Origin of the sequence: Marinobacter pelagius, from assembly GCF_900114925.1 — a bacterium.
GTDB classification, from domain to species: domain Bacteria; phylum Pseudomonadota; class Gammaproteobacteria; order Pseudomonadales; family Oleiphilaceae; genus Marinobacter; species Marinobacter pelagius.
Map to the genome: position 1 here is coordinate 38,770 of NZ_FOUR01000010.1, position 23,664 is coordinate 62,433.

The following is a 23,664-nucleotide window of genomic DNA, read 5'->3' on the forward strand; positions in this document are numbered from 1 at the left end:
GGTCGGTCGGGGTCTGATGAACGCTTTCATCTGACCCCATCTTCACCTTTCCAGGCCGCTAGCCCTGGCCCGGATCATCAGGCCAACCCGCTGCCCCACAGGCACCTCCCGGTTCGGAAACACAATCGCCTCCGGCACCGTACCCACCCGATAGCAGGTCTCCCCATCTTCCCAAATCACCGTGCCTGGTTCGTACTCGGTGAAATTGGCCACGTCGTCGGGAACATGGAATTGGAAATTCTCGCCCGTGTTCAGTATTTCATGGACAACCTCGAAAATGGTGAGGTGACCAAGATCCCTGGATTCCGCAGGCGCAGGCTCCCCCCGAAACCGACGCCGCAGCGCATCCCGGATACCGGCAAACCGGCCTAGATCGTTTTGCCCGAACGGTCGGACCTTCCCAAGCTCCACAGTAAAACTCTCCGCGCCCAGCTCCGAGGAAGTGAACGACGAAAACGTGGTACCCGCCTTATGCTGCAAAAGCAACGTCTCCACCTCCGCCTCCAGCAAGAAGCGACATTGCTCGACAGGCACCTCCCGCCCCTCAACAAACGGATACAGCGCAAACTTCTCCCGAAGCGAAGGGCGAATCGCGGTATGCAGATCGTAATGACTCAACGCCAACCCCGAATGCTTTCGGGCAAACTCCCGACACAACTGTTCCAACTCCGAAGCACGGCCGGCCTCAGGCAGTCCCCGGTATTCGTCCCGGCCATGGGCCCCGGCAAACAGCCGGTTCATGTTGACGTCAATAAACCGCTCACCGGCAACCATGGCCGGGGGATTACCCAGGATCAGCAGCAGCGGGCAAGTGAGCGTCCACTCGCCGGCCAGGAGTTCGTTTACAAGCTGATTCAACACCTCAATCGGCGCTGTCTCGTTGCCATGCACTCCGGCAGAAACAATCAGGGCTTCGTGGTTGGGATTAGAATGAGTGGCCGCCGGAGTGAGTTCCAGCACGCCGACGTTGGGCCGAACAATGTCGGTTCCGTCGGGAAGTCGGGCCAATGCTGGTGTCAGTTCGGACGAAGCGTTGGCGAGGCTATGCGCAAGCCAATCAGAAGAGGCATCAAAGAGAATCCTGAAACCTGACATAGCTGAATCCCCGTGATGAGTCTGGGGGCAGTCGGTCTGTTTCCTTCCGGGAATGTTGAAGGCCAGGGATGGCCTGAAACAAGCGCACATGGACGTGCTCGTAGCGGTTCCCGGAAGGAAACAGACCGACTGACCTTGCACCAAAAGCCAAGCGGCCTCTCTATCGTGAAAGGCTCAAGAACCCACAGGCCTCTGATGCCGCAAAAGATGATTCTCAAGCTTGCGGAAAGCAAACACCAGAACAAACGTCAGCGCCATATAAAGCAGTGCCACAAAAATAAACGCCTCAAACGGCGCATAAAACCGCGAGTAAATATTCCGCGCCGCCCCGGTCAGATCCACAATCGTCACCACACTCGCAATCGCACTCGAATGCAGCATGAAAATCACCTCATTCGAATACGCCTGCACTGCCCGCCGGGCCGCACTCGGCAACACAATGCGCCGCATCCGCATCCACCAGTTCATGCCATAGGCCTTGGCCGCCTCAATCTCCCCGTGCGGAGTCGACACAATCGCCCCCCGAATAATCTCCGTGGTATAGGCACAGGTATTCAGGGCAAACGCCAGCAGGGCAGGGTAGAACGGCTCCCGGAAAATCTCCCACCAGAAAGTTTCCTGGATACCGGGAATCTGGGCAATACCGTAGTAGATGATATACAGCTGGATCAGCAGCGGCGTGCCGCGGAACAGATAGGTGTAGATCCAGACTGGCCCGGACACCAGCGGATTCTTCGATGTCCGCAGAATCGCCAGTGGAATCGCGAACACCAGGCCGATCACCAGCGACAGGAATACCAGCTGCACGGTATTCACCATGCCATCCCAGTACTCCATGATGGTCATGGCGGTAAAAATGTCGTTCTGGTCCAGCCACTGGGCAATAAAATCAGGCATGCCTTAACTCCCCTGGACCACGCCAACATTGGCCCGTTTGTTGAGCCACTTGATGAACAGCTCGGAGCCCGCCGTAAGCCCCAGGTAAACCGCCGCAACCGGAATGAAGAAATGGAACGGCATACGTTCCGCCTTGGCGGCTTCCTCGGCAACCCGGACCATATCGGTCAGGCCGATGATGGACACCAGGGCCGTAGTTTTCAGCAGTACCTGCCAGTTATTACCAATGCCCGGCAGGGCGTGGCGCAGCATCTGCGGAAACATGATGCGCCGGAACGTATGCCAGCGCGTGAACCCGTAGGCTCTTGCTGCTTCGATCTGGCCCTTTTCCACGGCCAGGAAGGCGCCGCGGAAAGTCTCCGTCATGTAGGCACCAAAAATCAGCCCGATCGTAACCACCCCGGAGATGAATGGATCGAACTGGAAGAAAAAGTCGATTTCGTACGCGTCCCAGAGGTAATCCGACAGGATGTTCACGCCCACCTGGCCACCGTAGTAGAACAGCAACATCATCACCAGGTCGGGCACTCCCCGGATTACCGTGGTGTAAAAAGTTGCGATACCTTTTGCGAGGCGGTTGCCGGACAGTTTCGAGGAGGCGCCAATGAGGCCCAGAGTAAGAGCCAGGACCAGGGAGAGGAACGCCAGTTCAATGGTGACCACTGCTCCGTCAAGCAGTTCCGGGCCATAGCCTTTCAGGTCGAGCATTGGGAAATCCGGTAGAGGAGGGGCGGCCACAGGGCCGCCCCTGGCAGTTTAGATCTTGATGTCGTAGTTGAAGTATTTCTCCATGATGGCGTCATAGGTGCCATCATTCTTGAGCTTCTTCAGGGCTGCGTTCACCTTGTTGGCAAGCTCCTTGTCACGCTTGCGCATGGCAACAGCCACGCCCTGGCCAAGCTTGACCGGCGCGCCCACTTCCTTGAAACCTTCCTGGGAAAGGATGGTCTGCTCACCTACCGGGTAGTCCACAAACACCACGTCCAGGCGCTGACCTTCCAGGTCCAGGACCATGTCTTCAGCGGTGGTATAACGCTTGATGGTGGCGATGCCGCCGAATTCCTCGGTGGCGTGGGTGTCCATGGTGGTGCCACGCTGCACACCGATGGTCTTGCCTTCCATCTCTTCCTTGCTGGTCACGTCAGCAGAGAAACCGTCACGGGCGAACCAGCCACCCGGAGTGATGTAGTACGGGTCGGAGAACAGAACGCGCTCGGCCCGCTCTTCGGTGATGGACATGGACGAGAAGATGGCGTCGTACTTGCGAGCCAGCAGGCCCGGAATCATGCCATCCCAGGCCTGAATGACGAATTCGCATTCGGCCTTGAGTTCCTCGCACATGGCTTCGGCCAGCTCGACCTCGAAACCGGTCAGCTCGCCGTTTTCATCACGGTATTCGAACGGCTCGTAGGGCACGTCGAAGGCGAGGCGGATTTCTTTCCAGTCCTTGGCCTGGACCGTGCCGGCGGCCATGGCCAGGGCGCAACTTGCTGCAACAATCAGTTTCTTCATGTGTCACTTCTCCAATTTTATGCCTTGTGGGCTATTTTTTAGGTATTTTTATTCCGACACAGGTCAAGATAGCACTCAGCGTCAGAACTTGGGAGCCAGGAACTGTTTCATGCGCTCCGAGTCAGGGTTGTCGAACACTTTTTGAGGCGAGCCCTGTTCCTCGATCACGCCCTGATGCAAAAACAGGACCTGAGTTGACACATCCTTTGCAAACGCCATCTCGTGGGTGACCACGATCATGGTGCGGCCTTCCTCGGCCAGGCTTTGCATGACCCTCAGCACCTCGCCCACCAGTTCCGGGTCGAGTGCCGATGTGGGTTCGTCAAACAGCATCACTTCCGGTTCCATGGCCAGTGCCCGGGCAATCGCAGCACGTTGCTGCTGGCCGCCGGACATCTGGGCCGGGTAGTAATCCTTGCGTTCGTAGATACCGACTTTCTGGAGATAGGCCTCGGCGCGCTCGATGGCTTCCTTTTTGGGGACCTTGAGCACGTTCACCGGCGCTTCAATGATGTTTTCCAGCACCGTCATGTGAGACCAGAGATTGAAGCTCTGGAAGACCATGGAAAGCTTGGAGCGGATCTGCTCAACCTGTTTGTTATCGGCCGGAATCCGCTCACCCTTGCGATTGGTGGCGAACCGGATTGGGTCACCGTGCACGATAATGTCGCCGGAGGTGGGCGTCTCCAGCAGGTTGATGCAGCGCAGGAAGGTACTCTTGCCGGACCCGGAGCTGCCAATCAGGGACACCACATCGCCTTTGCGGGTCTCCAGTGACACTCCCTTGAGTACTTCAAGCTTGCCAAAGGTCTTGTGAATGTCCCTGCAGATCAAGGGAGCTTGGTCCGCCATGGGTGACTCCTGAGATTTAGTTCAAAGGCGCATGTTTTACGGACTGTGGCGGCCGAAATCAATACCTGATTGATGAGGATTGCGGCCGTTCGGTATGACTTGGCTGCGAATCACCTTGTTTCCCTGCTGTTCCATGTCCTTCAGTGCATCGCTGACAAAACGCACGTGGGCAGTCGCTACCTTCTGGGCTGCTGCGGGTTTGCAATTCATGATGGCATCATAGAGCTGTCGGTGCTGACGCACGATGGTCTTGCGCATCTCCTCCCGGGGATTGAGGTTGGCGACCGCCGCATGGACCGTCAACAGCATCATGCTCTTCAGACCGCTGAGAAGGTGGACCAGTACCGGGTTGTGGGAGGCTTCCACAATCGCCTGGTGGAAGCCGTGGTCCGGCTTGGCGTTGCTCAGCGGATCGGTTTCCTCCAGTGCCCGGAAGGCCTTGGTAATCCGGTGCTTGTCGAGGCTGGTGGCCCGTTGGGCTGCCAGGAACGCCGCCTGTCCCTCAAGCTGTTCCCGAACTTCGAGTAAGTCATAAAGAGTGCGCGGATGCCCCTCGTAAAGCTGCATCAGGGGGCTTTGTTCTTCGAACTCGCCGGTCTCCGGGACCAGGCTGGCAACAAAGGAGCCCTTGCCGTGCCGGGTTTCGATCACGCCACGGCCCTGCAATTCGTGCAGGGCTTCGCGGATGATCGCGCGGGACACGCGCAGGCGCGCTGCGAGCTGCCGCTCGGATGGAATCTTTTGCCCCGGAGCCAGCCCACCATCAAGGATGAGGCGCTCCAGCCGATATGAGATTTCCTGGGAAATAGCCATGGGATTGCCTGTGTGAATCGTGGTCTGACCAGTGACCCTTGTAATTGTCCGTGATTGGTCCGTCAACCAATGTGCTCCCAAGCCCCTAAAATATGGCTGATCGAGCGGAATTCGTCCATTTACCATACAGGAAAAACTGGTCTGACCAGTAGCGTCTCGACTGGACTAAATGCGATTTGACTACGAATATCTTTGTAATGTCGGCGTGTGCGCCGGCGTTAGACCTGACGCTTACTAAAAAAACAATGCTAACGGAGACGTCTCGATGACCTCGAACAAGCACATCCGTAATAACTGTGACTCCGGTGAGACCCCACCTCGCCGCAATTTCCTCAAGACTGCCGTTGTTGGTGCCGCTTTTGCCGGTGCAATGATGATGGGCGCCGGACAGGCCCATGCAGCTACCACGTGGAAGATCCAGTCCGTCTGGGATGCAGGTACCGTGGGCTACGACCTGTTCGAACAATGGTGCAACAGCATGGAAGAGAAGTCCGGTGGCGAGCTGATCTTCAAGCCGTTCCCGGCCAAGGCCGTTGCTGCCGACAATAACGCCCTGTTCGATTCCGTACGTAATGGCGTACTGCAGGGTATGAACCCGTTCACCCTGTACTGGTCCGGCAAGATTCCGGCCTCTGTATTCCTGTCTTCCTACCCCGCCGGTCCGGACCAGCCTCACCAGTGGGATACCATGTTCTACTCCATGGGCATGCTGGAAAAGACCCGGGAAATCTACAAGAAGTACGGTCTGTTCTACGTTGGCCCGATCCAGCACGACGCCAACATCATCCACTCCAAGAAGCCGGTAAACAGCCTTGAAGACCTCAAGGGCATGAAGATCCGTGTTCCGGGTGGCATGGTGGCCGAGGTATTCCAGCAGTTCGGCGTTTCCACCGTGAGCCTGCCGGGTTCCGACATCTTCCCGGCCCTGGAAAAGGGCACCATCGACGCGGCTGACTACGTGGGCCCCGCAGTGAACTGGGAACTGGGCTTCTCCCAGGTGACCGATTACATCATGTTCGGACCTCCTGGCGTCATGTCTGTCTACCAGCCGGTGGACCTGATGGACCTGACCGTCAACCTGCGCGCCTGGAACTCCCTGGATCCGAAACTGCAGCAGCTGGTTGAGGACGAAGTGCGGAACTATTCCCAGAAGCACTACCTGACCATTCAGCAGCGCAACATCGAGGCGATGGAGAAGTTCAAGGAAGCGGGGGACACCGTTACCCGTTTGAGCCAGGAAGACTTGCAGGAATTCCGTCGCGCGGCCATTCCGATCTGGTACAAGTGGGCCAACAAAGATGACGACGCCCGTGCCATTTTCGACATGCAGCTCGAGTACATGATGAACGAGACTGTGGGCTATGTTGACGAGTCTGACCTTGAGGGTGTACCGGGCCGGTAACGCCTTCTTGAATCAATAAAAAAAGAAACGAGGGGAAGGACAGGGACAGCTCCGAAGGAGACGTTCCGCCTTCCCCGTTTTGTGGCTGAGGATGCAACAACATGTCTGATCTTGAAGGTTTCGGATTCGTATTGCCGCACTGGTTCTACTGGGGCTGGCTTGCGGTCATGCCGCTGATCATGATGGCCTGGGACAAGTGGAGTAGTGGCCATGGAGGCGAGACTGCCGAACCGGAATTGACACCGGGCGAACTGCAGGCGGAAGAGGACGACCCGCTGATCTATCTCCAGTTCGAGGGTAACTGGTTTACCAAGGTGGTTGACTGGATCTGTGACAAATCCGGTCTGTTCGTGTCGTTCTGGACGGTGAACGCCGTCGTGTTCTATTTCTTTGAAGTGGTCATGCGCTACCTCTTCAACATGCCGACCATCTGGGTGCATGAATCCAGCTTCCTGTTGCTGGGCATGCAGTACCTGCTGGCCGGAGCGTTCGCCATGCTTCACGGCGCCCATGTGCGGGTTGACGTGATGTATAACCTGTTGCCGGTACGGGGCAGGGTCGGCATGGATATCTTTACCTCCATGTTCTTCTTCATGTTCGCCCTGGTACTGATGATTACCTCCTGGACCTTTTTCCAGAACTCCTATTCCATGAATGAAACCACGGTTGAGACCTGGGGCATTCAGTACTGGCCCGTGAAAGGCATGATGGTACTGGGTTCAGTCCTTCTCTTACTCGCAGGCATATCCAAACTGATCAAGGATATCGTCCTGTTCGTCCGTCTTGGCCGGGAGCGCACCGCATGAGCACAAATACAACAACTGCGCCGGGCAGCAACCTGATCGGTAAGCTGAGTACCTGGCTGATGATAGCCGCCACTGTGGGGCTGGCGTTTGTCATCTGTGTTGAGATGATCAACATTTTGTTCTACGACCCTTGGAGTGACGAGAAATTCCTGTTCAAGCTCTCGGGCAGTCTTTCGGACGTCAAGATCGGGCCTCTGACCTATCTGATGTTCGGTTCCCTGGCCGTGGCCCTGATGATGGGGCTGCCGCTGGCATTCGTGACCGGCGGCCTCGGGGTCATGTTCATCTATCTGGTGGGCGACTCGCTGATGCTGAACATCGTGCCGAGCCGCATCTTCCCGATGATGACCAACTCCGACCTTGCCGCGATACCGCTGTTCATTTTCATGGCCTCCATGCTCGAGCGTGCGGGCCTGATCGAGGAAATGTTCAGCGTGGTCTACAAGTGGATGGGTGGCCTCAGTGGTGGCCTGGCAACGGCGACCATCCTGGCTTCCACCATTCTCGCTGCGATGGTTGGTGTTATCGGCGCGGCGGTGGTCACCATGGGGATTATCGCCCTGCCGGCGATGCTCAAGCGTGGCTATGACCACAAGATCGCACTCGGTTCGATCATGGCCGGTGGCACCCTGGGGATCCTGATCCCGCCGTCAATCCTGGCCATCCTCTATGCCGTTGTGGCACAGCAGTCGGTGGGAGAATTGTACCTGGGTTCCATCATTCCGGGCCTTCTGTTGTCCGGCTTCTACATCGCCTATGTGCTGATCCGCAGCTGGATCAACCCGAAGCTGGGCCCGCCGGTGCCGATGGAAGAGCGCATTTCCTTCAGGGAAAAGCTCCTTCTCCTGAAAAGCCTGATCGCTCCGCTGATCCTGGTGTTCCTGGTGCTGGGCCTGCTGTTCGGTGGTATTGCAACGCCCGTTGAGGCCGCCGGTATCGGTTCCTTCGGTGCCATCGTGGTTGCCATGATGCACGGCAAGTTCTCCATCGGCGGCCTGCGTGAAGCCTCCGTGACCACCGCCAAGGCCTCCGCCATGGTGCTGTGGATCATGTTCGGTGCCTCGGTCTTCGTTGGCTTCTACATTCTGCAGGGCGGTCAGCAGTTCGTGACCGACGCCATCCTCGGAACCGGTCTGTCGGCCTACGGCATCCTGTTCCTGCTGATGGTACTGCTGGTCATCCTCGGCATGTTCCTGGACTGGGTAGGGATTCTGCTGCTGGCAGTGCCCATCTTCATTCCGATCGTCGAAGCACTGGAATTCCCGGGTCTGCTGGGCTTCCCGCCGGTGGCCGGTGAGGACGTGGTGCTCTGGTTCGGTGTGCTCTACCTGGTCAACATGCAGATGTCCTTCCTGAGTCCGCCTTTCGGCTACGCGCTGTTCTACATTCGCGGCGTATGCCCGCCGGAAATCTCCATGGGCACGATCTTCAAGTCGTCCCTGGTGTTCCTGGCGATCCAGGCGTTCGGACTGTTCATGTGTATTCTCATCCCCGGCATTGTCACCTGGCTGCCAGGGCTGGTTTACGGTTAATCAATTCAAGGAGTAAATCGATATGTTGACGATCAATCGGCTGGATATTGCCGACGCACGGATCCTGATTGAAGGCGCGGCTGAAAAGGCCCGCGAGATCGGTGTTCCCATGTGCATCGCGGTGGTTGACGAGTCTGGTAACCTGATTGCGTTCGAGCGTATGGACGGCGGCAAGATCACCAGTGTGACCATTGCCCAGGACAAGGCGTTCACCGCAGCGGCAGCCAAGAAAGCCACCCATGACTACAACAAGGTGAACACGCCGGGTAGTCTGGCTTTCGGTATCCATACGGAAGTGGGGTGTCGCATCAGCTCCGTCGGTGGCGGCCTGCCGGTGATCGTCAACGGTGAGGTGGTCGGTGGTATCGGTCTCAGCTCGGGCACGCCGCAGCAGGACATGGACTGCGCGCAGGCCGGTATCGATTACTTCGAAACCAAACGCAAGTAAACGCTGTCTCACCTGAACGGGCGGGCGATCGGGCCCGCCCACGTTATCCGCGCCCACGCGGATTCGACGACATCCAGAATCAGAGAACGTTATGAATACCAAGCCGAAAGCCAGCAAAGCGCAGCTGGCGGAGCAGTTCCGGTCATTCATTGATCCGGAATACGTCATCACCGATGACGAAACCCTGAAACCTTACGAGTGTGACGGCCTCGCGATGTACCGCGAAATGCCCATGCTTGTGGTGCTGCCGGAGACCGTGGAGCAGGTGCAACGCGTGATGCGCATCTGCCATGAAAACGACGTGCCGGTGGTTGCCCGCGGTGCCGGAACCGGCCTTTGCGCCGGCGCCATGCCGCACAAGGAAGGGGTGGTGCTCTCGCTGGCCAAGTTCAACCGGATTATCAAGATCGATCCACTCGGTCGAACGGCAAGGCTGCAGCCCGGTGTCCGTAACCTCGCCATCAGTGAAGAGGCGGCCCAGTACGGCCTGTATTACGGCCCGGATCCCTCGTCCCAGATCGCCTGCACCATCGGCGGCAATGTGGCGGAGAACTCCGGGGGCGTTCACTGCCTAAAGTATGGCCTGACTGTTCACAACATCCTGAGTGTCGAGATGGTGACCGCCGAGGGCGATCTGATCACCATCGGCAGCGATGGTCTGGATAGCTGTGGCATGGATCTGCTGGCGCTGATTACCGGTTCCGAGGGCCTGCTGGGTGTGGTTACCGAAGTGAAGGTGAAACTCCTGCCAACCCCGGAAGTTGCCCAGGTAATCATGGCCGGCTTCGACAGTGTGGAGAAGGGCGGCGATGCCGTCGGCGGTATCATCTCCCACGGGATTATCCCCGGTGGCCTGGAGATGATGGACAGCCACGCCATCATTGCCGCTGACGACTTTGCCCAGGCAGGTTACCCGCGCGACGCCAAGGCGCTGCTGCTGTGCGAGGTCGATGGTACCGAGGAAGAGGTGCACGAACATATCGCCGAGGCCGAGGAAGTTTTCCGCAAGCTGGGGGCAACCTCGATCCGGACCTCCCAGAGCGAGGAAGAGCGCGCCCTGTTGTGGAAGGGCCGCAAGTCCGCCTTCCCGGCGGTCGGTCGGATCTCGCCGGATTATTACTGCATGGACGGTACCATTCCCCGTCGCCATCTCGCCCGTGTCCTGCTGGAAATGGAAAAGATGTCCGACAAGTATGGTCTGCGCGTGGCCAACGTGTTCCATGCCGGGGACGGGAATCTGCACCCCCTGATCCTGTTCGATGCGAACGTTCCGGGTGAATTCGAGATCACCGAGGAATTCGGCAGCAAGATCCTCGAATTGTGTGTGGAAGTGGGTGGCTGTATCACCGGTGAACATGGTGTCGGCGTCGAGAAGATCCGCCAGATGGCGGTGCAGTTCAACGATGAAGAACTACAGCAGTTCCACGACGTCAAAGCCGCGTTTGATCCGACCGGCATCCTGAACCCGGGCAAGGGGGTTCCCACCCTCAAGTTCTGCCAGGAATACCGCTCCATCGAACACAAGCAACACAAGCACGAACAGACGGACGCCGCCCATGGCTGATATGACCCAACAGTTACAGGAGCAAGTTCTCCAGGCCCGCACCAACGGGCAGAAACTCAACATCGTCGGTGGCGGTACCAAGGCATTCATGGGCCGCGCTGCTGACCCGGAGGCCGACACCCTGAGCCTGGCCGGGCACACCGGCATCGTGGAATACCATCCGGTGGAGCTGGTGCTGACGGTGCGCGCCGGTACACCGATCAAGGACATCGAGGCCGCGCTGGCCGAAGAAGGGCAGTGCCTACACTTCGAGCCGCCCCGGTTCGGTGATGCCTCCACCATCGGCGGCACCCTGGCGTGCAATCTGTCCGGGCCGGCCAGGCCCTGGACCGGCTCGGTCCGGGATCAGGTACTGGGCATCCGCCTGCTGAACGGCAAGGGCGAGCACATGCGTTTTGGTGGCCAGGTGATGAAGAACGTGGCCGGTTACGATGTCTCCCGTCTGCAGGCCGGCGCCATGGGTACCCTCGGCGTTATCACCGAAATCAGCATGAAGGTGATGCCGAAGCCGGCTGCCACAGCAACGCTGGTGGAAGAGATGGCCCTCGAAGACGTCATCGACTACATGAACCGCCGGGCTGGTGAGCCCAAGCCCATCACCGGTGCCTGCTGGGTCGATGGCAAGGTTTACCTGCGCCTGTCCGGTGCCCGGTCCGCTGTCGAGGCAACGGCCGAGAAATGGTCCGGAGAGGTCATGGAAGGCGGTGATGACTTCTGGCAGCAGGTGCGCGACATGCAGCACGAATTCTTCGCCGGCAACGACGTGCCGCTCTGGCGCTTGTCGGTGGATTCCACCGCGCCCAACCCCAACGTTGAGGGAAACTGGTTCATCGACTGGGCCGGCTCCCAGCGCTGGTTCCGTGGTGAGGCCAGCCTCGGTGACCTGGAGCCAGTGGCCAGGGCCGCCGGCGGTCAGGTGAGCCTGTTCCGCGGTGGCGATCGTTCCGGCGAAGTCATGCACAGCCAACCCGAGGCGCTGAAAACCATCCAGCGCCGTGTGAAGAACTCGTTCGACCCCGACGGCATCTTCAATCCCGGCCGTCTCTATAGCTGGTTGTAATTATGCAAACGAATCTGGTTCAACAATTTGCCAATACTCCCGAAGGACAGGAGGCCGAGTCCATCCTCAGGGCCTGTGTGCACTGTGGTTTCTGTACCGCCACCTGCCCGACCTATCAGGAACTGAATGACGAGCGTGACGGTCCCCGTGGCCGGATCTACCTGATGAAGATGTTCCTGGAAGGTGAGGAAATCACCGAGAAGACCCGGGATCATCTGGACCGCTGTCTGACCTGTCGCAGTTGCGAGACCACCTGTCCCTCCGGCGTTCAGTATGGCCGGCTGGTGGATATCAGCCGTGGTCTGATCGAGAAGGAAGTGCCCCGGGAGCCGAAGGACAAGTGGCTGCGCTGGGGTCTGGCGCGGGTCCTGCCGAACCGGCAGCTGTTTGGCCTGCTGCTGCGTATGGGGCAGGTATTCCGCCCGGTGCTGCCGGAGAAGCTGCGCACCAAGGTGCCGCCGCGCAAGAGCGCGAGCCCCTGGCCTGCGGCCAGTCATAACCGGGTTGTGCTGGCCCTGGCCGGCTGTGTTCAGCCCTCGGCAACGCCGAACACCAACGCCGCTGCGGCTCGTGTTCTGGACAAGCTCGGTATCACCATGGTCGAAGCGCCGGAAGCCGGCTGCTGCGGCGCGGTGAACTACCACCTGTCCGAACATGAGAAAGGCCTGGAGCGCATGCGCCAGAACATCGACGCCTGGTGGCCCGCCATCGAGGCCGGCGCGGAGGCGATCGTCATGACCGCGTCCGGTTGCGGTGCCATGGTGCAGGACTACGGTCACCTGCTGAAGGATGATCCGGTCTACGCCGCCAAGGCCAAGAAAGTCAGCGAACTGTGCACCGACCTGGGCGCGTTCCTGCTCAAGCAGGACCTGGAAAAGCTCAAGCTCAACCAGAGCCCGGGCAAGGTGGCTTTCCATTGCCCCTGCACCCTGCAGCACGCCATGAAGCAGAGCGGGGTGGTGGAGCAAGTGCTGACCAAGGCTGGCGTCGAACTGGCGCAGACCAAGGACAAGCACCTGTGCTGCGGCTCCGCCGGCACCTACTCGGTGCTGCAGCCCGAGCTGAGCCAGAAACTACTCGACAACAAGCTCAAGGCCCTGACCGTGGACAACCCGGACCGCATCGTGACCGCCAACATCGGCTGCCAGATGCACCTGGAAACCAAGTCCCCGGTGCAGGTGAATCACTGGATCGAATTGCTCGACCAGTGATCCTGAAGACGGGGTCAGAAGAAAGCTTTCTTCTGACCCCATTTTCAATTCAGGGGTCCCACCCCAGGGGTCTGATGAAGCCCTTCATCTGACCCCAAGTTCACCCCAGCCCCCAGGTTGGCTACATCTCAGGGGTCTGATGAAGCTCTTCATCTGACCCCAATTTCAAGTCAGCCACCAAGTGGGCTATAGTCTGGCACCGAGGTTAAAACGGGGTCAGATGAACGAGTTCATCAGACCCCAACCTCCGGGGTAAGAAGAACGCCTTCTTCTAACCCCTACTTCAAAAAAACCAACTTCACAGGACGTGAACCCATGCCAAGGATCAAGGCCACAGCCCTGCTTTGCCTGTTAGCCACCACCCCGGCCCATGCTGAAGTCTACCGCTGGACGGACGCCAACGGCGCCATCCATTTCTCCGACAAGCCACCCAAACGCCTGCCGCACCGGGAGCTCGAGCTCCGGAATCCGGTCACCGTCCCCATGTCCGAGAACCTCCGCCAGTCCCGGAAAATCTCGGCGACCCGGGACGAAGTGCAAACCATGCTGACGGCCTCGGACCGGCCTCAGAAGTCCCGAAGCAGCCGCCGCAGCGATGATAAACAGGCGAAGACGTGCGACGGCTACCGGAACAAGCTCGACCGGATCCAGTCCCAGCTACGGGCAGGTTACAAGAACGACCGCGGCAACAGCCTGCGGGAAAAACGGCGGCGCCTGAGCAAGGCCTACAGCCGGGAGTGCATCCTGCGTTAGGCCGCGCGCTTGAAGCTGGCCAGCGCCATGGCGGCGGTCACGAACAGACCGCCGAACACCCGGTTCATCTGCCGCTGCCGTTGTGGCGTGGTCATGAACCGGAACAGCTGGCTGGCCAGCAGGGCATAGCCCAGCATCACCAGGCAATCCACCAGAATCAGTGTGGTGCCCATAGTGATCAGCTGCGGGCCGTGGGGCGCATCGGCGATCAGAAACTGCGGAAACAAAGCCACCAGGAATACCGTGGCCTTGGGATTGGTCAGGTTAACCAGTGCGGCATTCCAGAACTGCCGGCGGTGACTGATGGCGCTCTGATCTTCCTCGACAGCCTCCATCACCGGCTCCCGCCACTTCTGGATACCCAGCCAGACCAGATAGGCCACGCCCACCCATTTGATGACGGTCAGCGCGGTAGTGGAAGATGCGACGATGGCGCCAAGGCCCGCGCCCACCAGGACAATCTGCGCGCCATAACCCAGCTGAAGACCAAGAATGGCTGGCAGTGACCGTTTCACGCCGTAGCGCAGGCCATTGCTCATGGTATTCACAGCGCCTGCACCGGGGGAGACGCTGATCAGGATCGCCGCGACCAGAAAGGTCAGCCAGAGGGTGAGTGTCATTCCTTACGCTCTTGAAATCTCAGGGAGTGTTATAATAGCGCCTGTTTGAAGCCAGCCATTAACGAGGAGTAGCTGAAATGGCCAAAAAACGCGCCAAAGCGACCCGGCACAGTGCCGTGCAGCGGGAGCTGAGAACGCCAAAATACCAGATGCGGGTTGTCGAGGACAAAACCAAATACAAGCGCAGCCGGGACAAGACCGTACGAGTGGAGGGTTTTCGCAAGGCCGCGTGATCGTGGTTTTACGAAAACCTTCCACCTCTTATTCCTTGAAATACACCACCTGATGGCTGGTGGCCAGAAGCCGGCCATCGGCACTCCAGACTTCGGCACTCTGGTCGAAGAAGCCTTTACCGAAATGCAGGCCCCGGGCATGGCCCAGTACATGGGCGGTACCAAGCTGGCGTAACTGCTCCGCATCTGCGTGGAAGTAGGTAGTCAGCGCTACAGTACCGATCGGTACCAGTTTGGGGCGGCGAATGTAGATCCTCGGGAAGAACACGTCGCACAGGGCTGCCAGTGACAGATAGTCCAGCGGCCGGGGTGGTTCATCCCGCATCCACAACAGGCTCTCCGAGGGGTGGTTTTCACTCGGCTGGCCGCCCAGGGCACCTTCGATAAACCGCATGTCGTAGCACCGGGTCCATACCGGCGCGCCCTGGCGCATGGGTGTTTGCTCTACCTCTTCCGCCGCCGGCGCCTCCGGGAAACTGGCATCCGTGGTGCTCCAGGTGTCCCGCCCCTTGGCGGTCACGGCGGTGGCAAAGGCAACCACTTCCGCTCCCTGAACCAGCTCAGCGAACCAGTGCTGGCTACTGCGGTTGGTCCGGATTGGTCTGGCCCGGGCTTCGAATTCGCCTTCGGCAATGGGAGCCGCGAAGTGCACGGTCAGGGAGACCGGCTCGCCCAGCAGCTCGTCGTGGCTGAGCACGGCATTGAGCAGGGTCGCGCCGGTCACGCCGCCAAAAGGGCCCACCATGTTCTGGTAGGCAGGGCTGGTCTGCCCCGAGAAAACTCCACCAATGACTGGCCGGAGCGACACCGCTTGATCAAACACATGCGACGGCGAATTCATGGTTACCTCGTTGTTTTTGGTTTTACGTAGCTTGCGAAGCGTTCAGTGTAACAAAAGCTTCACAAAGGGCCATGGTGTGGCTGCTACCCTGTACGCTCTGGTTACACAAGGAAAGTCGGGAGTCAGGCCTCAATGAGGATCATTGCTTTTTACAGTCCCAAGGGTGGTGTTGGCAAGACAGCGGCGGCCGTCAACATTGCCTACCTGGCGAGTCAGGACAATTGCCGCACCCTGCTATGGGATCTGGATCCCCAGGGCGCCTCCAGTTTTTACCTGGCAGGCGCCGAAACGGTGAAGGGGCGCAAGTTATCCAAGCTGCTCGAGGGCAAGGCGCCTATCGCCAAGTTCATTCATGACGATGTTTATCCCGGACTGGACTTCATTCCCGCCCATACCAGCTTCCGCAACTTTGATATCAAGCTGGAGCAGGAATCCGGCAGCAATGTTCTGCGGGACATGCTTGCGCCTCTCTCGGAAGAGACCAGCCTGGTGATCCTGGATTGCCCGCCCACGCTGTCACGGTTGACCGAGCAAGTGCTGGAAGTGGCAGACCGGGTGTATGTACCGGTGGTGCCGACCTGGCTGGCAGTGAACAGCTGGAACCAGTTGCAGCAGTTCGTGAAGGACAAGAAACTCGGCGCCCGCAAGCTGCGTCCCTTTTTCTCCATGGTCGATCGCCGGAAAAACCTGCACAAGGAAATTGTGGAGCAGGGCCGCGAGGTTCTGCCGAATGGTATGGGGGTGGCCGTACCCTATGCCAGCGTGGTTGAGCGCATGGGCGAAGAGGGACTGCCGCTGGAGCGGTTGGCTCCCCATAGCCCGGCTGCTGAGGTATATCGGCAGATATGGGCCGGAATCCGGCAGGATTTGTGGAAACGGAGACCGGGTTAGAGGTTGATTTCGATGCCCTGTGATCCTGGCTTTCTTGTGCTTCGGTAGGTTGGTGGCCAACTGTCATAATTCTGAAACGCTGTGCTGGCAAAGTAACTTCTAGAAAAGCTCGATCTGCATCGTTGAGTTTTCTTTTATCGTGTCATTTCGTGTAACCGGGGAGTTCTGCTTCCCGGTTTTTTTATGCCTGTTTCGCTCCAGCGAGTAACTGCCGGGCCCCTCAGAAACAAACCGTCTTGAAACGATACGGTTTATCCCGGATTGGTCTTAGAAAACTGATCGGGAGCAGTTTTTCTGTCATGTACCTGGGTTATATTGGAGCACGATTTAAATGTAACCGTTCGTAATCAGGGAGTGCCCCCATATGAACGCGCGTCATCTTGAACTCTTCCCGCTCAACGATCCCCGGCTCACGATACAGCCCCACGAAACGGAAACCGAAACCCCAGCTGACGAGAGCAAGTCCATGTTCGATCTGTGCAAGGATGATGGCGAGGTTGTCGGCTACGTGAAGACCTGGGTCCACGATGATGGCTTTGCCGGCTTTGTTCACTTCGACCCGGACGGCAACGTGGTGGACTGGCAGGTGTGCAGCAAGCCGGGAACGGACGTATCGCTCAACTAGGGCAAAGCGTTGTTCCCCCGGCCAGCTGAATCCAGCCCGGTCAGAAATTGGTAATCAGAAGATACGTGGTGTAACCCACGAAGACCGCCAACAGGGCCGCACCTTCCAGGCGGTTGATTCTGCCCGGGCCGCGGAACCCATACCCGAGCACGAACAGGGCGAGGGTCAGGCCGGCCATCACCGGCAGGTCACGTATCAGCACCTCGTCGGCTACGCTGATAGGCGTGATCAGGCCGGCAATGCCAACCACCGCCAGGGTGTTGAACAGGTTTGAACCGAGAATGTTGCCCAGGGCCAGATCGTGTTCACCCTTGCGGGCAGCGATGATCGAGGAGGCCAGTTCCGGCAGGGAGGTTCCCACGGCCACGATGGTGAGGCCGATGATCAGGTCACCGACGCCGAAAGCGGTAGCGAGATCCACTGCGCCCCACACCAGAATGCGGGAGCTGATAATCAACAGCACCAGGCCAGCTGCCAGCCAGAACAACGCCTTGCGGATCGGCATGGCGTGAGTCTCCAGCTCTGCGCTCACTTCTGTCGCCATCGGATCATCCGGCGTACGCATGCCGGACCAGATGCTCCAGCCTATCAACGCAAAAAATACACCGAGCAGAACCGCCGCATCCAGCGTACTCAGTGTGCCATCAAGTAGTTGCCATACAGCAAACAGGGTAACCAGGGTCAGGATCGGCAGCTCCTTCCGCATCACCTGGGAATGAACCGCGATTGGGGCCATGAGTGCGGTGATGCCTAGAATCAGGGCAATGTTTGTGATGTTGGAACCATAGGCATTGCCCAGAGCCAGACCGGGGTTGCCCTGGGACGCAGCGAGCGCGGATACCACCATCTCCGGTGCGGACGTGCCAAACCCGACCACGACCATGCCGATCAACAGCGGCGGCATGCCGAAATAGCCAGCTGTGACCGCCGAGCCTTCCACAAAACGATCCGCACTCCAGACCAGCAGGATGAGGCCGACAGCAATGGCGAGCAGGGCAATGAGCATGATGACAAACTCCGGGTTTCAAGCGCGCGAATTTAAAGGCATTCGCGAGTAACCAGCAATCAGATACTTCTACCTATTACCCGATGAGCATAGACCCCGACGACGCCAAGGCCAGAGAGCCCGGCCGTGATCATCAGCACCGGGTAACCCCCGAGATCGGCAATCATACCTCCGAGTACCCCGAACACACCTGCGGCGACCACCTGGATGGAGGCCTGCACGGTGAAGTCGGTACCCGCCCATTGCCTTCGGCAGACATTCATCATCATGGCGAACAGCACTACGGTGGATGCTCCGTCGGCAAGTTGTTCGGCCAGGCCGACGGCGTAGACGGTTGAAATCTCCACGGTTGGTTCTGCGGCCAGAACCCACGCCATGATTGTCAGTGACTGGGCAATGCCCGCCAGAATCAGGGCGCGATGACCTCCCATCAGGGTATACAGCCATCCCCCGAGAGCCGCCCCGATAAGCCCTGCCAGAGTAGTGATGAGCGTGAAAGTACCAATGGCCTGAGAGGTCCAGCCGGCATCCGACAGCATCGGACGAATCATGCCCGAGCCCATTGCATCCGCCACCTTGTATCCGATGACCATCAGCAGCCAGAACGCCATGCCGGGCTGGCGCCAGAAGGCAATGAAGGCAGTCCTCAGGTTGCCATTACCCGAGTCTGGTAAGGCATCCAGCGAAAGAGGTTTGCGCACGCCCCGGAATCGGCCCACCACAAACAGCAGTGCCACCAGCAACAGGGCGGGTAAGAGCAGCGCGGTTTCGGCTTCCAGATAACCAGTGACAATCAACAGCAGGCTGCCGCCCGCGAGCATGCCTACTTTGTAGCCTGCCACCTGGATGGTGTTGGCCAGCCCGCGCCAGTGAGGGGCAATCCGGCGCACTGCCAGGCCGTCGGTGACAATATCCTGGGTCGCCATCAGCAGGTTGATCGTCATGACCAGTAACGCGGCGACTGCCAGGCCGGAAGCGCTGCCGGGTACCAGTCCGAGCCATGCCAGCACAATCAGGAGCAATGCAGCGGTTAACTGCAGCCGCAACATCCAGGAGAAAGGCGTCTGGCCATGCATCAGGCTGCGGTCAACGAACGGCGCCCAGAACGCCTTAAGCACCCAGGGCAATAAGCAGTTTCAGCGCGCCAATCCAGGTGAGGGATACGCCGGCTTCCCGCCAGAATACGGGCAGGGCATGGGCGAACAGCCCGGATGGCAGGCCCTGGGCCACGTAAAGGGCCAGGAGGGTGGTCAGAATTCCCTTTGGTATTTCGGGCTGATGGACATTTGGCTGGGGCATGGGGTGTGTGGTCCAAACGATCCGGAAGTGGCTGGCCACAATGATACGGTTAGTTGAGTTCCGGCTGAATCACTGAAAAGGCCAATTGGACTTCTCCCACTAAGCGTGACACGCCCCAGCCTCAAACGGAGGCCATTTCAAAGGCCTCTGGGCTGACGCCACCCAGGTGGGTGTGACGTCGAGCCCGGTTGTAAAACACCTCGATGTAGTCGAACACATCCGCCTTGGCCAGATGACGGGGTTTGTAGATCCGCTGTCGGATACGCTCTTTTTTCAGACTACTGAAGAAGGATTTCGCCACTGCATTATCCCAACAGTTGCCTCGCCGACTCATGCTGGGATCCAGGTTGTGGGCGCGACAGAAACGATACCAGTCATCACTGCCGTATTGGGTGCATTGATCCGAACGGATGAGTACCTTTTCGTTCGGGCGTCGACGCCAGACGGCCATTAGCAGCGCGCCCACGACCAAGCTGCGATGCAGTGTCGATTTCATCGACCAGCCCATCACGCGACGTGAGAACAGGTCGACCACCACCGCCAGATACAACCAGACTTGCCAGGTACGAATGTAGGTGATGTTGGTCGCCCAGGCTTTGTCTGGGCGGCCCACAGTGAATTCACGTTGGAGCTTGTTTGGGTTAAGGATCGACGGTCTTCCGGCGATCACTCGCGGTGCTTTGTAGGCTCGCAACGCCTTGATTTTATGTTCTTTCATTAACCGGGCGACCCGGTTCTTGCCGCACGTTTCACTAGCCTCTCGAAGGTCCAGAAACACCCGCGGCGCACCGTACACGCCAGAGCTGCCTTGGTACGATGCCAGGATCTGCGTTAGCAGCCGCTGGTTATCAATAGCTCGGTCAGACAAGGGCTTATGCAGCCATTGATAAAACCCGCTACGGGCCACCTGGAGCGCGCGACACATGGCCATGGTTGAATTGGTGTCGGTGATCGTTGATGAATCGGTACTTCACTCGGGCTCTCTGGCAAAGTACCGAGCGGCCTTTTTTAGGATATCCCGCTCTTCTTCAATCCGACGCATTTGGGCCCGCAGCCTGAGAGTCTCGCTCTTGGCTTCGACCAACTCAGCGGCCTGTTCATCGGATTTATCCGGTTTCACGGCCTTAACCCATTTATACGAGCTGTGAGCCGAGACTCCCAGTCCTTGCGATACTTCGGCGACGGTATAGCCCCGCTCCAGCACCTGTCGGACCGCTTCATCCTTGAATTCCGAGGGATAACGTTGGTTGCTCACGGCAATTCCTCCTATGCTCTAATCATAGGCTAGGAGTGTCTACTGCACCGGGGTAAGTCCAACCATAGGCTAGGCGTGTCCACTAGAGTAGGGAAAGTCCAGTGTGTCATTTCACCTGAGTAGCGCGCCTTAAGATAACCGTTAGAGACTATCAACAAAACGAATAGAACTTTCGTTTCGACACATATCCTTGAGATCATGGGGTTGCCGATGGTAGACGTTTTGACAAGCAGCCAAAGATCCTTCTGCATGTCGCAGATACGGTCCAAAAACACTAAGCCGGAAATCGCTCTAAGAAAGGCGCTTTGGCATTGTGGCTTTCGCTACCGAGTGAAGAATTCTCTGCCAGGTCGCCCCGATATAGTATTCTCCGGCAGCAAGACGGCTATCTTTGTCGATGGTTGTTTTTGGCATAAATGTCCGGATCACTTCGTATATCCGAAAAACCGGGCAGGATTTTGGCGAGAGAAGATTGAAGGTAACGTGCAGCGCGATCGGCGAGTAGAGGAAATGCTCCGTACGCAGGGATGGTTCGCGCTTCGATTTTGGGAACACGAAATCATGGAATCCCCAGACGACTGTGTTCGACGAGTAGCAGAGATATTGGAGCAAAGACGCAGGATTTGAGAAGCTCGGGAATGACTGCCAAATTGGAAAATCTCATGGGAGCAAGGACATTAGGGGCTTAGTGGGGACTCTGGTAGACTTGGCCCGTGCGCTTTTAGCTGTATATTCTCTTTACTCAGTGGCTCTGGATGTGTTCTTCAATGGTAACTTTCGTGGATCTATTTTGTGGCGGCGGTCTGGGCGCTAGAGGCGCAGTAAATGCGGGCGCGACCCCCCTATTGGGGGTAGACGCTTGGGATCGCGCGACGGAAACGTATAAAGCTAATTTTCCCGACGCTCATGTCATCTGTGATCGGATCGAAAACATAGAGCCACTAAATTTGGCAAAAGAATATAGTCCGGATGTTCTTTTGACATCCCCCGAATGCACGTCGCACTCAATCGCTAGAGGCGCTAAACCGGCTCGCGAAGAAAGCCGGGAAACAGCTATCGGCATTATCCCATGGCTAGAAGCCATGAACCCAAGGTGGTTGATCGTTGAAAATGTAAACCGAATGAAACGTTGGGATAGGCACAACGAACTAGTCGAGTCGATTGAAGAATATGGTTACACCGTCAGCGATCTTTATCTGAACGCTGCTGATTTTGGTGCTTCCCAGGCAAGAAAACGAATGTTCCTAGTATGCGATCGGGAGGGAACCTACGTGACCAAAAAAGACCTGCTAAATAAGTTTGGCAAAAAAGAACTACCCGCGAGTTCCGTTATCGACACCAGTGGCAAATACAAGTCAAAACCGCTTTATCACCCCCGCCGGGCGAAAGCTACTCTCGACCGTGCCGAGAGAGGGATTGAGGCTCTTGGAAAAGGTGAAGACTTCATTATCGTCTATTATGGGTCGGATTATGCGGGGGGGTGGCAAAGACTCGATGCGCCTCTCAGAACCATAACCACGATCGACCGGTTTGGGTTGGTGACTTGGGATCGGGATACTCCGATGTTAAGAATGCTACAACCTTCGGAACTGATAAGAGCCATGAGCGGTGGTGAGGATCACTTGCTGCCTCATGGGAGTAGAAGGGAAAAAGTGAAGCTGTGTGGCAATGGGGTATGCTCGCCCGTTATGGAGGCTTTGTTCCGACACATAAGCTCGGAGATGGAGCAGGGTTGTTGTATATCTGAGGCATCGTAGTCCATGAGTCTCGAAGAAATGGATTTGGAGATAGACCAAGTATATGAAGGCTCACGAAACGGGAATTCTTCCGATGACCCTCTGCCCAGATTACTCGGTGTGGACAATGGAGCAGGCTTCAGGCACTTGGGCAAACGTCCAGGAACTGAAACACTTAAGCTTCTGGTTTTGAAGTCCAACTTTAACGACCCTGACTGGCCAGATCACCTCGATTATGAGACCGGTCTCTTAACTTACTACGGTGATAATAAAAAGGTTGGCGATCTTCATTCGACGCCGAGACAGGGAAACCTGATCTTAAAAAATCTCTTTGAAACGACACATGCAAGCTCACACTCGGCTCACTTTCCGGTAATTCTTGTTTTCGGTGGAACGGGGATTTATAGAGACGTCCGATTTTTGGGGCTTGCTGTTCCTGGGGCTGCATCACTCGGTCCTGACGAGGACCTCGTTGCCCTCTGGAGATCGAATGGGCCTAGTGAAACCCGATTTCAGAACTACAAAGCAAGGTTTACGGTTTTAGATGTGGCCAGGATTAGTCGCGCTTGGCTTACTGATGTCGCTAACGGAAATGCAGTCGAGTCCCCACATGCTCCAAAGGCTTGGCTTGATTGGGTTTTTAGTAGGAAATATCGCCCTCTCGTTGCCCCCCACAGCCTGGATATAAGGTCGAAAGCTCAACAGTTGCCTGCGGGGAAAGTTGATAAAAATATTATTCAACTAATCTACGAGAACTATTGTGACGATCCATTTGCCTTTGAGAGGTGTGCCGTAGCGATTGCGCAGCTGATGATGCCGGACATCGAGTATATTGACCTTACACGCCCATGGAGAGACGGTGGGCGAGATGCTATAGGTAAGTACAAAATCGGCACAGGAAAGAGTGCAATTGACGTTGAGTTTGCCCTAGAGGCAAAGTGCTACCAGAGCAATACAGGTGTTGGGGTAAAGGCTCTCTCTAGATTGATATCGAGATTGCGGCACCGACAGTTTGGCATATTGGTGACCACGTCTTACCTTTCAGAGCAGGCATATCAAGAGTTAAAAGAAGATGGTCATCCAATTGTGATTATCGCAGCAAATGACATTGTCAGGCTGATCAAGGAAAAAATTTCTTCAGACAAAATCGCAATCGCAAACTGGCTTGAGAGCTTGGCAAAATAGCCCCTCAAACTTTACGCGACGTTCGATA

The 23,664-nt window shown here is 57.5% G+C and carries 25 protein-coding genes and 1 pseudogene; 14 read left to right on the top strand and 12 right to left on the bottom strand.

What is annotated here, in order from left to right:
* Positions 1 to 42 precede the first annotated feature (42 nt).
* The 6 genes from astE to BM254_RS16595 form a co-directional block, all read right to left on the bottom strand.
* Entirely contained in the window at positions 43 to 1,095 is a 1,053-nt protein-coding gene (gene astE, locus BM254_RS16570; RefSeq protein ID WP_092006413.1) for a succinylglutamate desuccinylase, read from the bottom strand.
* Between the two features lie 174 nt (positions 1,096 to 1,269).
* Positions 1,270 to 1,992: an ABC transporter permease gene (locus BM254_RS16575; protein WP_092006415.1), complete on the bottom strand. Its 723-nt coding sequence runs from the start codon at positions 1,990 to 1,992 to the stop codon at positions 1,270 to 1,272.
* Positions 1,993 to 1,995: 3 nt separating this feature from the next.
* Positions 1,996 to 2,700: an ABC transporter permease gene (locus BM254_RS16580; protein ID WP_092006418.1), complete on the bottom strand. Its 705-nt coding sequence runs from the start codon at positions 2,698 to 2,700 to the stop codon at positions 1,996 to 1,998.
* A gap of 48 nt (positions 2,701 to 2,748) precedes the next feature.
* Positions 2,749 to 3,504 carry a transporter substrate-binding domain-containing protein gene (locus tag BM254_RS16585; protein ID WP_092006421.1) on the bottom strand — a complete coding sequence of 252 codons (756 nt, stop codon included), beginning with the start codon at positions 3,502 to 3,504 and terminating at the stop codon, positions 2,749 to 2,751.
* Between the two features lie 81 nt (positions 3,505 to 3,585).
* On the bottom strand, positions 3,586 to 4,356 hold the full coding sequence (locus BM254_RS16590) for an ABC transporter ATP-binding protein (protein WP_092006424.1): 771 nt from the start codon (positions 4,354 to 4,356) through the stop codon (positions 3,586 to 3,588).
* Positions 4,357 to 4,392: 36 nt separating this feature from the next.
* Positions 4,393 to 5,169 carry an FCD domain-containing protein gene (locus BM254_RS16595; RefSeq protein ID WP_092006428.1) on the bottom strand — a complete coding sequence of 259 codons (777 nt, stop codon included), beginning with the start codon at positions 5,167 to 5,169 and terminating at the stop codon, positions 4,393 to 4,395.
* A 265-nt stretch (positions 5,170 to 5,434) separates the two neighbouring features.
* Between BM254_RS16595 and dctP the strand changes: the two genes are divergently transcribed.
* From dctP to BM254_RS16635, 8 genes are all read left to right on the top strand, one after another.
* Positions 5,435 to 6,571, top strand: a complete 1,137-nt coding sequence (dctP, locus tag BM254_RS16600; protein ID WP_092006431.1) for a TRAP transporter substrate-binding protein DctP — start codon at positions 5,435 to 5,437, stop codon at positions 6,569 to 6,571.
* Between the two features lie 101 nt (positions 6,572 to 6,672).
* Positions 6,673 to 7,377, top strand: a complete 705-nt coding sequence (locus BM254_RS16605) for a TRAP transporter small permease subunit (RefSeq protein WP_092006434.1) — start codon at positions 6,673 to 6,675, stop codon at positions 7,375 to 7,377.
* On the top strand, positions 7,374 to 8,909 hold the full coding sequence (locus BM254_RS16610) for a TRAP transporter large permease (protein WP_092006437.1): 1,536 nt from the start codon (positions 7,374 to 7,376) through the stop codon (positions 8,907 to 8,909). Before BM254_RS16605 ends, BM254_RS16610 begins: the two co-directional genes overlap by 4 nt.
* 22 nt (positions 8,910 to 8,931) lie before the next feature.
* Complete coding sequence (locus BM254_RS16615) at positions 8,932 to 9,357, top strand: GlcG/HbpS family heme-binding protein (protein WP_092006440.1); 426 nt, start codon at positions 8,932 to 8,934, stop codon at positions 9,355 to 9,357.
* 91 nt (positions 9,358 to 9,448) lie between these two features.
* On the top strand, positions 9,449 to 10,921 hold the full coding sequence (locus tag BM254_RS16620; RefSeq protein WP_092006444.1) for an FAD-linked oxidase C-terminal domain-containing protein: 1,473 nt from the start codon (positions 9,449 to 9,451) through the stop codon (positions 10,919 to 10,921).
* Positions 10,914 to 11,981: a glycolate oxidase subunit GlcE gene (gene glcE / locus BM254_RS16625; RefSeq protein ID WP_092006447.1), complete on the top strand. Its 1,068-nt coding sequence runs from the start codon at positions 10,914 to 10,916 to the stop codon at positions 11,979 to 11,981. The genes BM254_RS16620 and glcE overlap by 8 nt, the downstream gene beginning before the upstream one ends.
* 2 nt (positions 11,982 to 11,983) lie before the next feature.
* Complete coding sequence (gene glcF / locus BM254_RS16630; protein ID WP_092006451.1) at positions 11,984 to 13,192, top strand: glycolate oxidase subunit GlcF; 1,209 nt, start codon at positions 11,984 to 11,986, stop codon at positions 13,190 to 13,192.
* Positions 13,193 to 13,507: 315 nt separating this feature from the next.
* Positions 13,508 to 13,945 carry a DUF4124 domain-containing protein gene (locus tag BM254_RS16635; protein WP_092006456.1) on the top strand — a complete coding sequence of 146 codons (438 nt, stop codon included), beginning with the start codon at positions 13,508 to 13,510 and terminating at the stop codon, positions 13,943 to 13,945.
* Here BM254_RS16635 and rhtB read toward each other — a convergent pair.
* Positions 13,942 to 14,565 (bottom strand): homoserine/homoserine lactone efflux protein, encoded by a 624-nt coding sequence (rhtB, locus tag BM254_RS16640; RefSeq protein WP_092006459.1) that lies wholly within the window; start codon positions 14,563 to 14,565, stop codon positions 13,942 to 13,944. The genes BM254_RS16635 and rhtB overlap by 4 nt on opposite strands.
* 77 nt (positions 14,566 to 14,642) lie before the next feature.
* Here rhtB and BM254_RS17805 point away from each other — a divergent pair, with 77 nt between their 5' ends.
* Complete coding sequence (locus BM254_RS17805; protein WP_175497293.1) at positions 14,643 to 14,798, top strand: hypothetical protein; 156 nt, start codon at positions 14,643 to 14,645, stop codon at positions 14,796 to 14,798.
* Between the two features lie 28 nt (positions 14,799 to 14,826).
* On the opposite strand, the gene BM254_RS16645 is transcribed toward BM254_RS17805, so the two are convergent.
* Complete coding sequence (locus tag BM254_RS16645) at positions 14,827 to 15,639, bottom strand: acyl-CoA thioesterase (protein WP_092006462.1); 813 nt, start codon at positions 15,637 to 15,639, stop codon at positions 14,827 to 14,829.
* Positions 15,640 to 15,771: 132 nt separating this feature from the next.
* On the opposite strand from BM254_RS16645, the gene BM254_RS16650 reads away from it, so the two are divergent.
* Together BM254_RS16650 and BM254_RS16655 are read left to right on the top strand one after the other, a co-directional pair.
* Positions 15,772 to 16,530, top strand: a complete 759-nt coding sequence (locus tag BM254_RS16650) for a ParA family protein (RefSeq protein WP_092006465.1) — start codon at positions 15,772 to 15,774, stop codon at positions 16,528 to 16,530.
* 364 nt (positions 16,531 to 16,894) lie between these two features.
* Positions 16,895 to 17,155, top strand: coding sequence for a hypothetical protein (locus tag BM254_RS16655; RefSeq protein WP_092006468.1), 261 nt, complete (start codon positions 16,895 to 16,897; stop codon positions 17,153 to 17,155).
* A gap of 40 nt (positions 17,156 to 17,195) precedes the next feature.
* On the opposite strand, the gene BM254_RS16660 is transcribed toward BM254_RS16655, so the two are convergent.
* The 4 genes and pseudogenes from BM254_RS16660 to BM254_RS16675 all read right to left on the bottom strand — a co-directional run bounded on the left by BM254_RS16660 (position 17,196) and on the right by BM254_RS16675 (position 20,715).
* Positions 17,196 to 18,161 carry a calcium/sodium antiporter gene (locus BM254_RS16660; RefSeq protein WP_092006471.1) on the bottom strand — a complete coding sequence of 322 codons (966 nt, stop codon included), beginning with the start codon at positions 18,159 to 18,161 and terminating at the stop codon, positions 17,196 to 17,198.
* Positions 18,162 to 18,220: 59 nt separating this feature from the next.
* A complete protein-coding gene (locus BM254_RS16665) occupies positions 18,221 to 19,279 on the bottom strand; it encodes an MFS transporter (RefSeq protein ID WP_245777467.1) in 1,059 nt (352 codons plus the stop codon).
* Positions 19,272 to 19,460, bottom strand: coding sequence for a hypothetical protein (locus BM254_RS16670; protein ID WP_092006479.1), 189 nt, complete (start codon positions 19,458 to 19,460; stop codon positions 19,272 to 19,274). The genes BM254_RS16665 and BM254_RS16670 overlap by 8 nt, the downstream gene beginning before the upstream one ends.
* Before the next feature lie 121 nt (positions 19,461 to 19,581).
* Positions 19,582 to 20,715, bottom strand: a pseudogene (locus tag BM254_RS16675) (IS3 family transposase).
* A 210-nt stretch (positions 20,716 to 20,925) separates the two neighbouring features.
* Between BM254_RS16675 and BM254_RS16685 the strand changes: the two are divergent.
* The 3 genes from BM254_RS16685 (at position 20,926) to BM254_RS16695 (ending at position 23,636) form a co-directional block, all read left to right on the top strand.
* On the top strand, positions 20,926 to 21,342 hold the full coding sequence (locus BM254_RS16685) for a very short patch repair endonuclease (protein WP_092006485.1): 417 nt from the start codon (positions 20,926 to 20,928) through the stop codon (positions 21,340 to 21,342).
* Positions 21,343 to 21,482: 140 nt separating this feature from the next.
* Complete coding sequence (locus BM254_RS16690; RefSeq protein ID WP_092006488.1) at positions 21,483 to 22,472, top strand: DNA cytosine methyltransferase; 990 nt, start codon at positions 21,483 to 21,485, stop codon at positions 22,470 to 22,472.
* A gap of 3 nt (positions 22,473 to 22,475) precedes the next feature.
* Positions 22,476 to 23,636, top strand: a complete 1,161-nt coding sequence (locus tag BM254_RS16695) for a restriction endonuclease (protein WP_092006491.1) — start codon at positions 22,476 to 22,478, stop codon at positions 23,634 to 23,636.
* Positions 23,637 to 23,664 lie beyond the last annotated feature (28 nt).

Coding starts and splice junctions, on each gene's coding strand:
- BM254_RS16685 (WP_092006485.1), top strand. CDS start 20,926: ATGGTAGACGTTTTGACAAGCAGCCAAAGATCCTTCTGCATGTCGCAG.
- BM254_RS16575 (WP_092006415.1), bottom strand. CDS start 1,992: ATGCCTGATTTTATTGCCCAGTGGCTGGACCAGAACGACATTTTTACC.
- BM254_RS16595 (WP_092006428.1), bottom strand. CDS start 5,169: ATGGCTATTTCCCAGGAAATCTCATATCGGCTGGAGCGCCTCATCCTT.
- glcF (WP_092006451.1), top strand. CDS start 11,984: ATGCAAACGAATCTGGTTCAACAATTTGCCAATACTCCCGAAGGACAG.
- rhtB (WP_092006459.1), bottom strand. CDS start 14,565: ATGACACTCACCCTCTGGCTGACCTTTCTGGTCGCGGCGATCCTGATC.
- BM254_RS16670 (WP_092006479.1), bottom strand. CDS start 19,460: ATGCCCCAGCCAAATGTCCATCAGCCCGAAATACCAAAGGGAATTCTG.
- dctP (WP_092006431.1), top strand. CDS start 5,435: ATGACCTCGAACAAGCACATCCGTAATAACTGTGACTCCGGTGAGACC.
- BM254_RS16610 (WP_092006437.1), top strand. CDS start 7,374: ATGAGCACAAATACAACAACTGCGCCGGGCAGCAACCTGATCGGTAAG.
- BM254_RS16620 (WP_092006444.1), top strand. CDS start 9,449: ATGAATACCAAGCCGAAAGCCAGCAAAGCGCAGCTGGCGGAGCAGTTC.
- BM254_RS16585 (WP_092006421.1), bottom strand. CDS start 3,504: ATGAAGAAACTGATTGTTGCAGCAAGTTGCGCCCTGGCCATGGCCGCC.
- BM254_RS16695 (WP_092006491.1), top strand. CDS start 22,476: ATGAGTCTCGAAGAAATGGATTTGGAGATAGACCAAGTATATGAAGGC.
- BM254_RS16605 (WP_092006434.1), top strand. CDS start 6,673: ATGTCTGATCTTGAAGGTTTCGGATTCGTATTGCCGCACTGGTTCTAC.
- BM254_RS16690 (WP_092006488.1), top strand. CDS start 21,483: ATGGTAACTTTCGTGGATCTATTTTGTGGCGGCGGTCTGGGCGCTAGA.
- astE (WP_092006413.1), bottom strand. CDS start 1,095: ATGTCAGGTTTCAGGATTCTCTTTGATGCCTCTTCTGATTGGCTTGCG.
- BM254_RS16590 (WP_092006424.1), bottom strand. CDS start 4,356: ATGGCGGACCAAGCTCCCTTGATCTGCAGGGACATTCACAAGACCTTT.
- BM254_RS16580 (WP_092006418.1), bottom strand. CDS start 2,700: ATGCTCGACCTGAAAGGCTATGGCCCGGAACTGCTTGACGGAGCAGTG.
- BM254_RS16660 (WP_092006471.1), bottom strand. CDS start 18,161: ATGCTCATTGCCCTGCTCGCCATTGCTGTCGGCCTCATCCTGCTGGTC.
- BM254_RS17805 (WP_175497293.1), top strand. CDS start 14,643: ATGGCCAAAAAACGCGCCAAAGCGACCCGGCACAGTGCCGTGCAGCGG.
- BM254_RS16650 (WP_092006465.1), top strand. CDS start 15,772: ATGAGGATCATTGCTTTTTACAGTCCCAAGGGTGGTGTTGGCAAGACA.
- BM254_RS16655 (WP_092006468.1), top strand. CDS start 16,895: ATGAACGCGCGTCATCTTGAACTCTTCCCGCTCAACGATCCCCGGCTC.
- glcE (WP_092006447.1), top strand. CDS start 10,914: ATGGCTGATATGACCCAACAGTTACAGGAGCAAGTTCTCCAGGCCCGC.
- BM254_RS16615 (WP_092006440.1), top strand. CDS start 8,932: ATGTTGACGATCAATCGGCTGGATATTGCCGACGCACGGATCCTGATT.
- BM254_RS16635 (WP_092006456.1), top strand. CDS start 13,508: ATGCCAAGGATCAAGGCCACAGCCCTGCTTTGCCTGTTAGCCACCACC.
- BM254_RS16645 (WP_092006462.1), bottom strand. CDS start 15,639: ATGAATTCGCCGTCGCATGTGTTTGATCAAGCGGTGTCGCTCCGGCCA.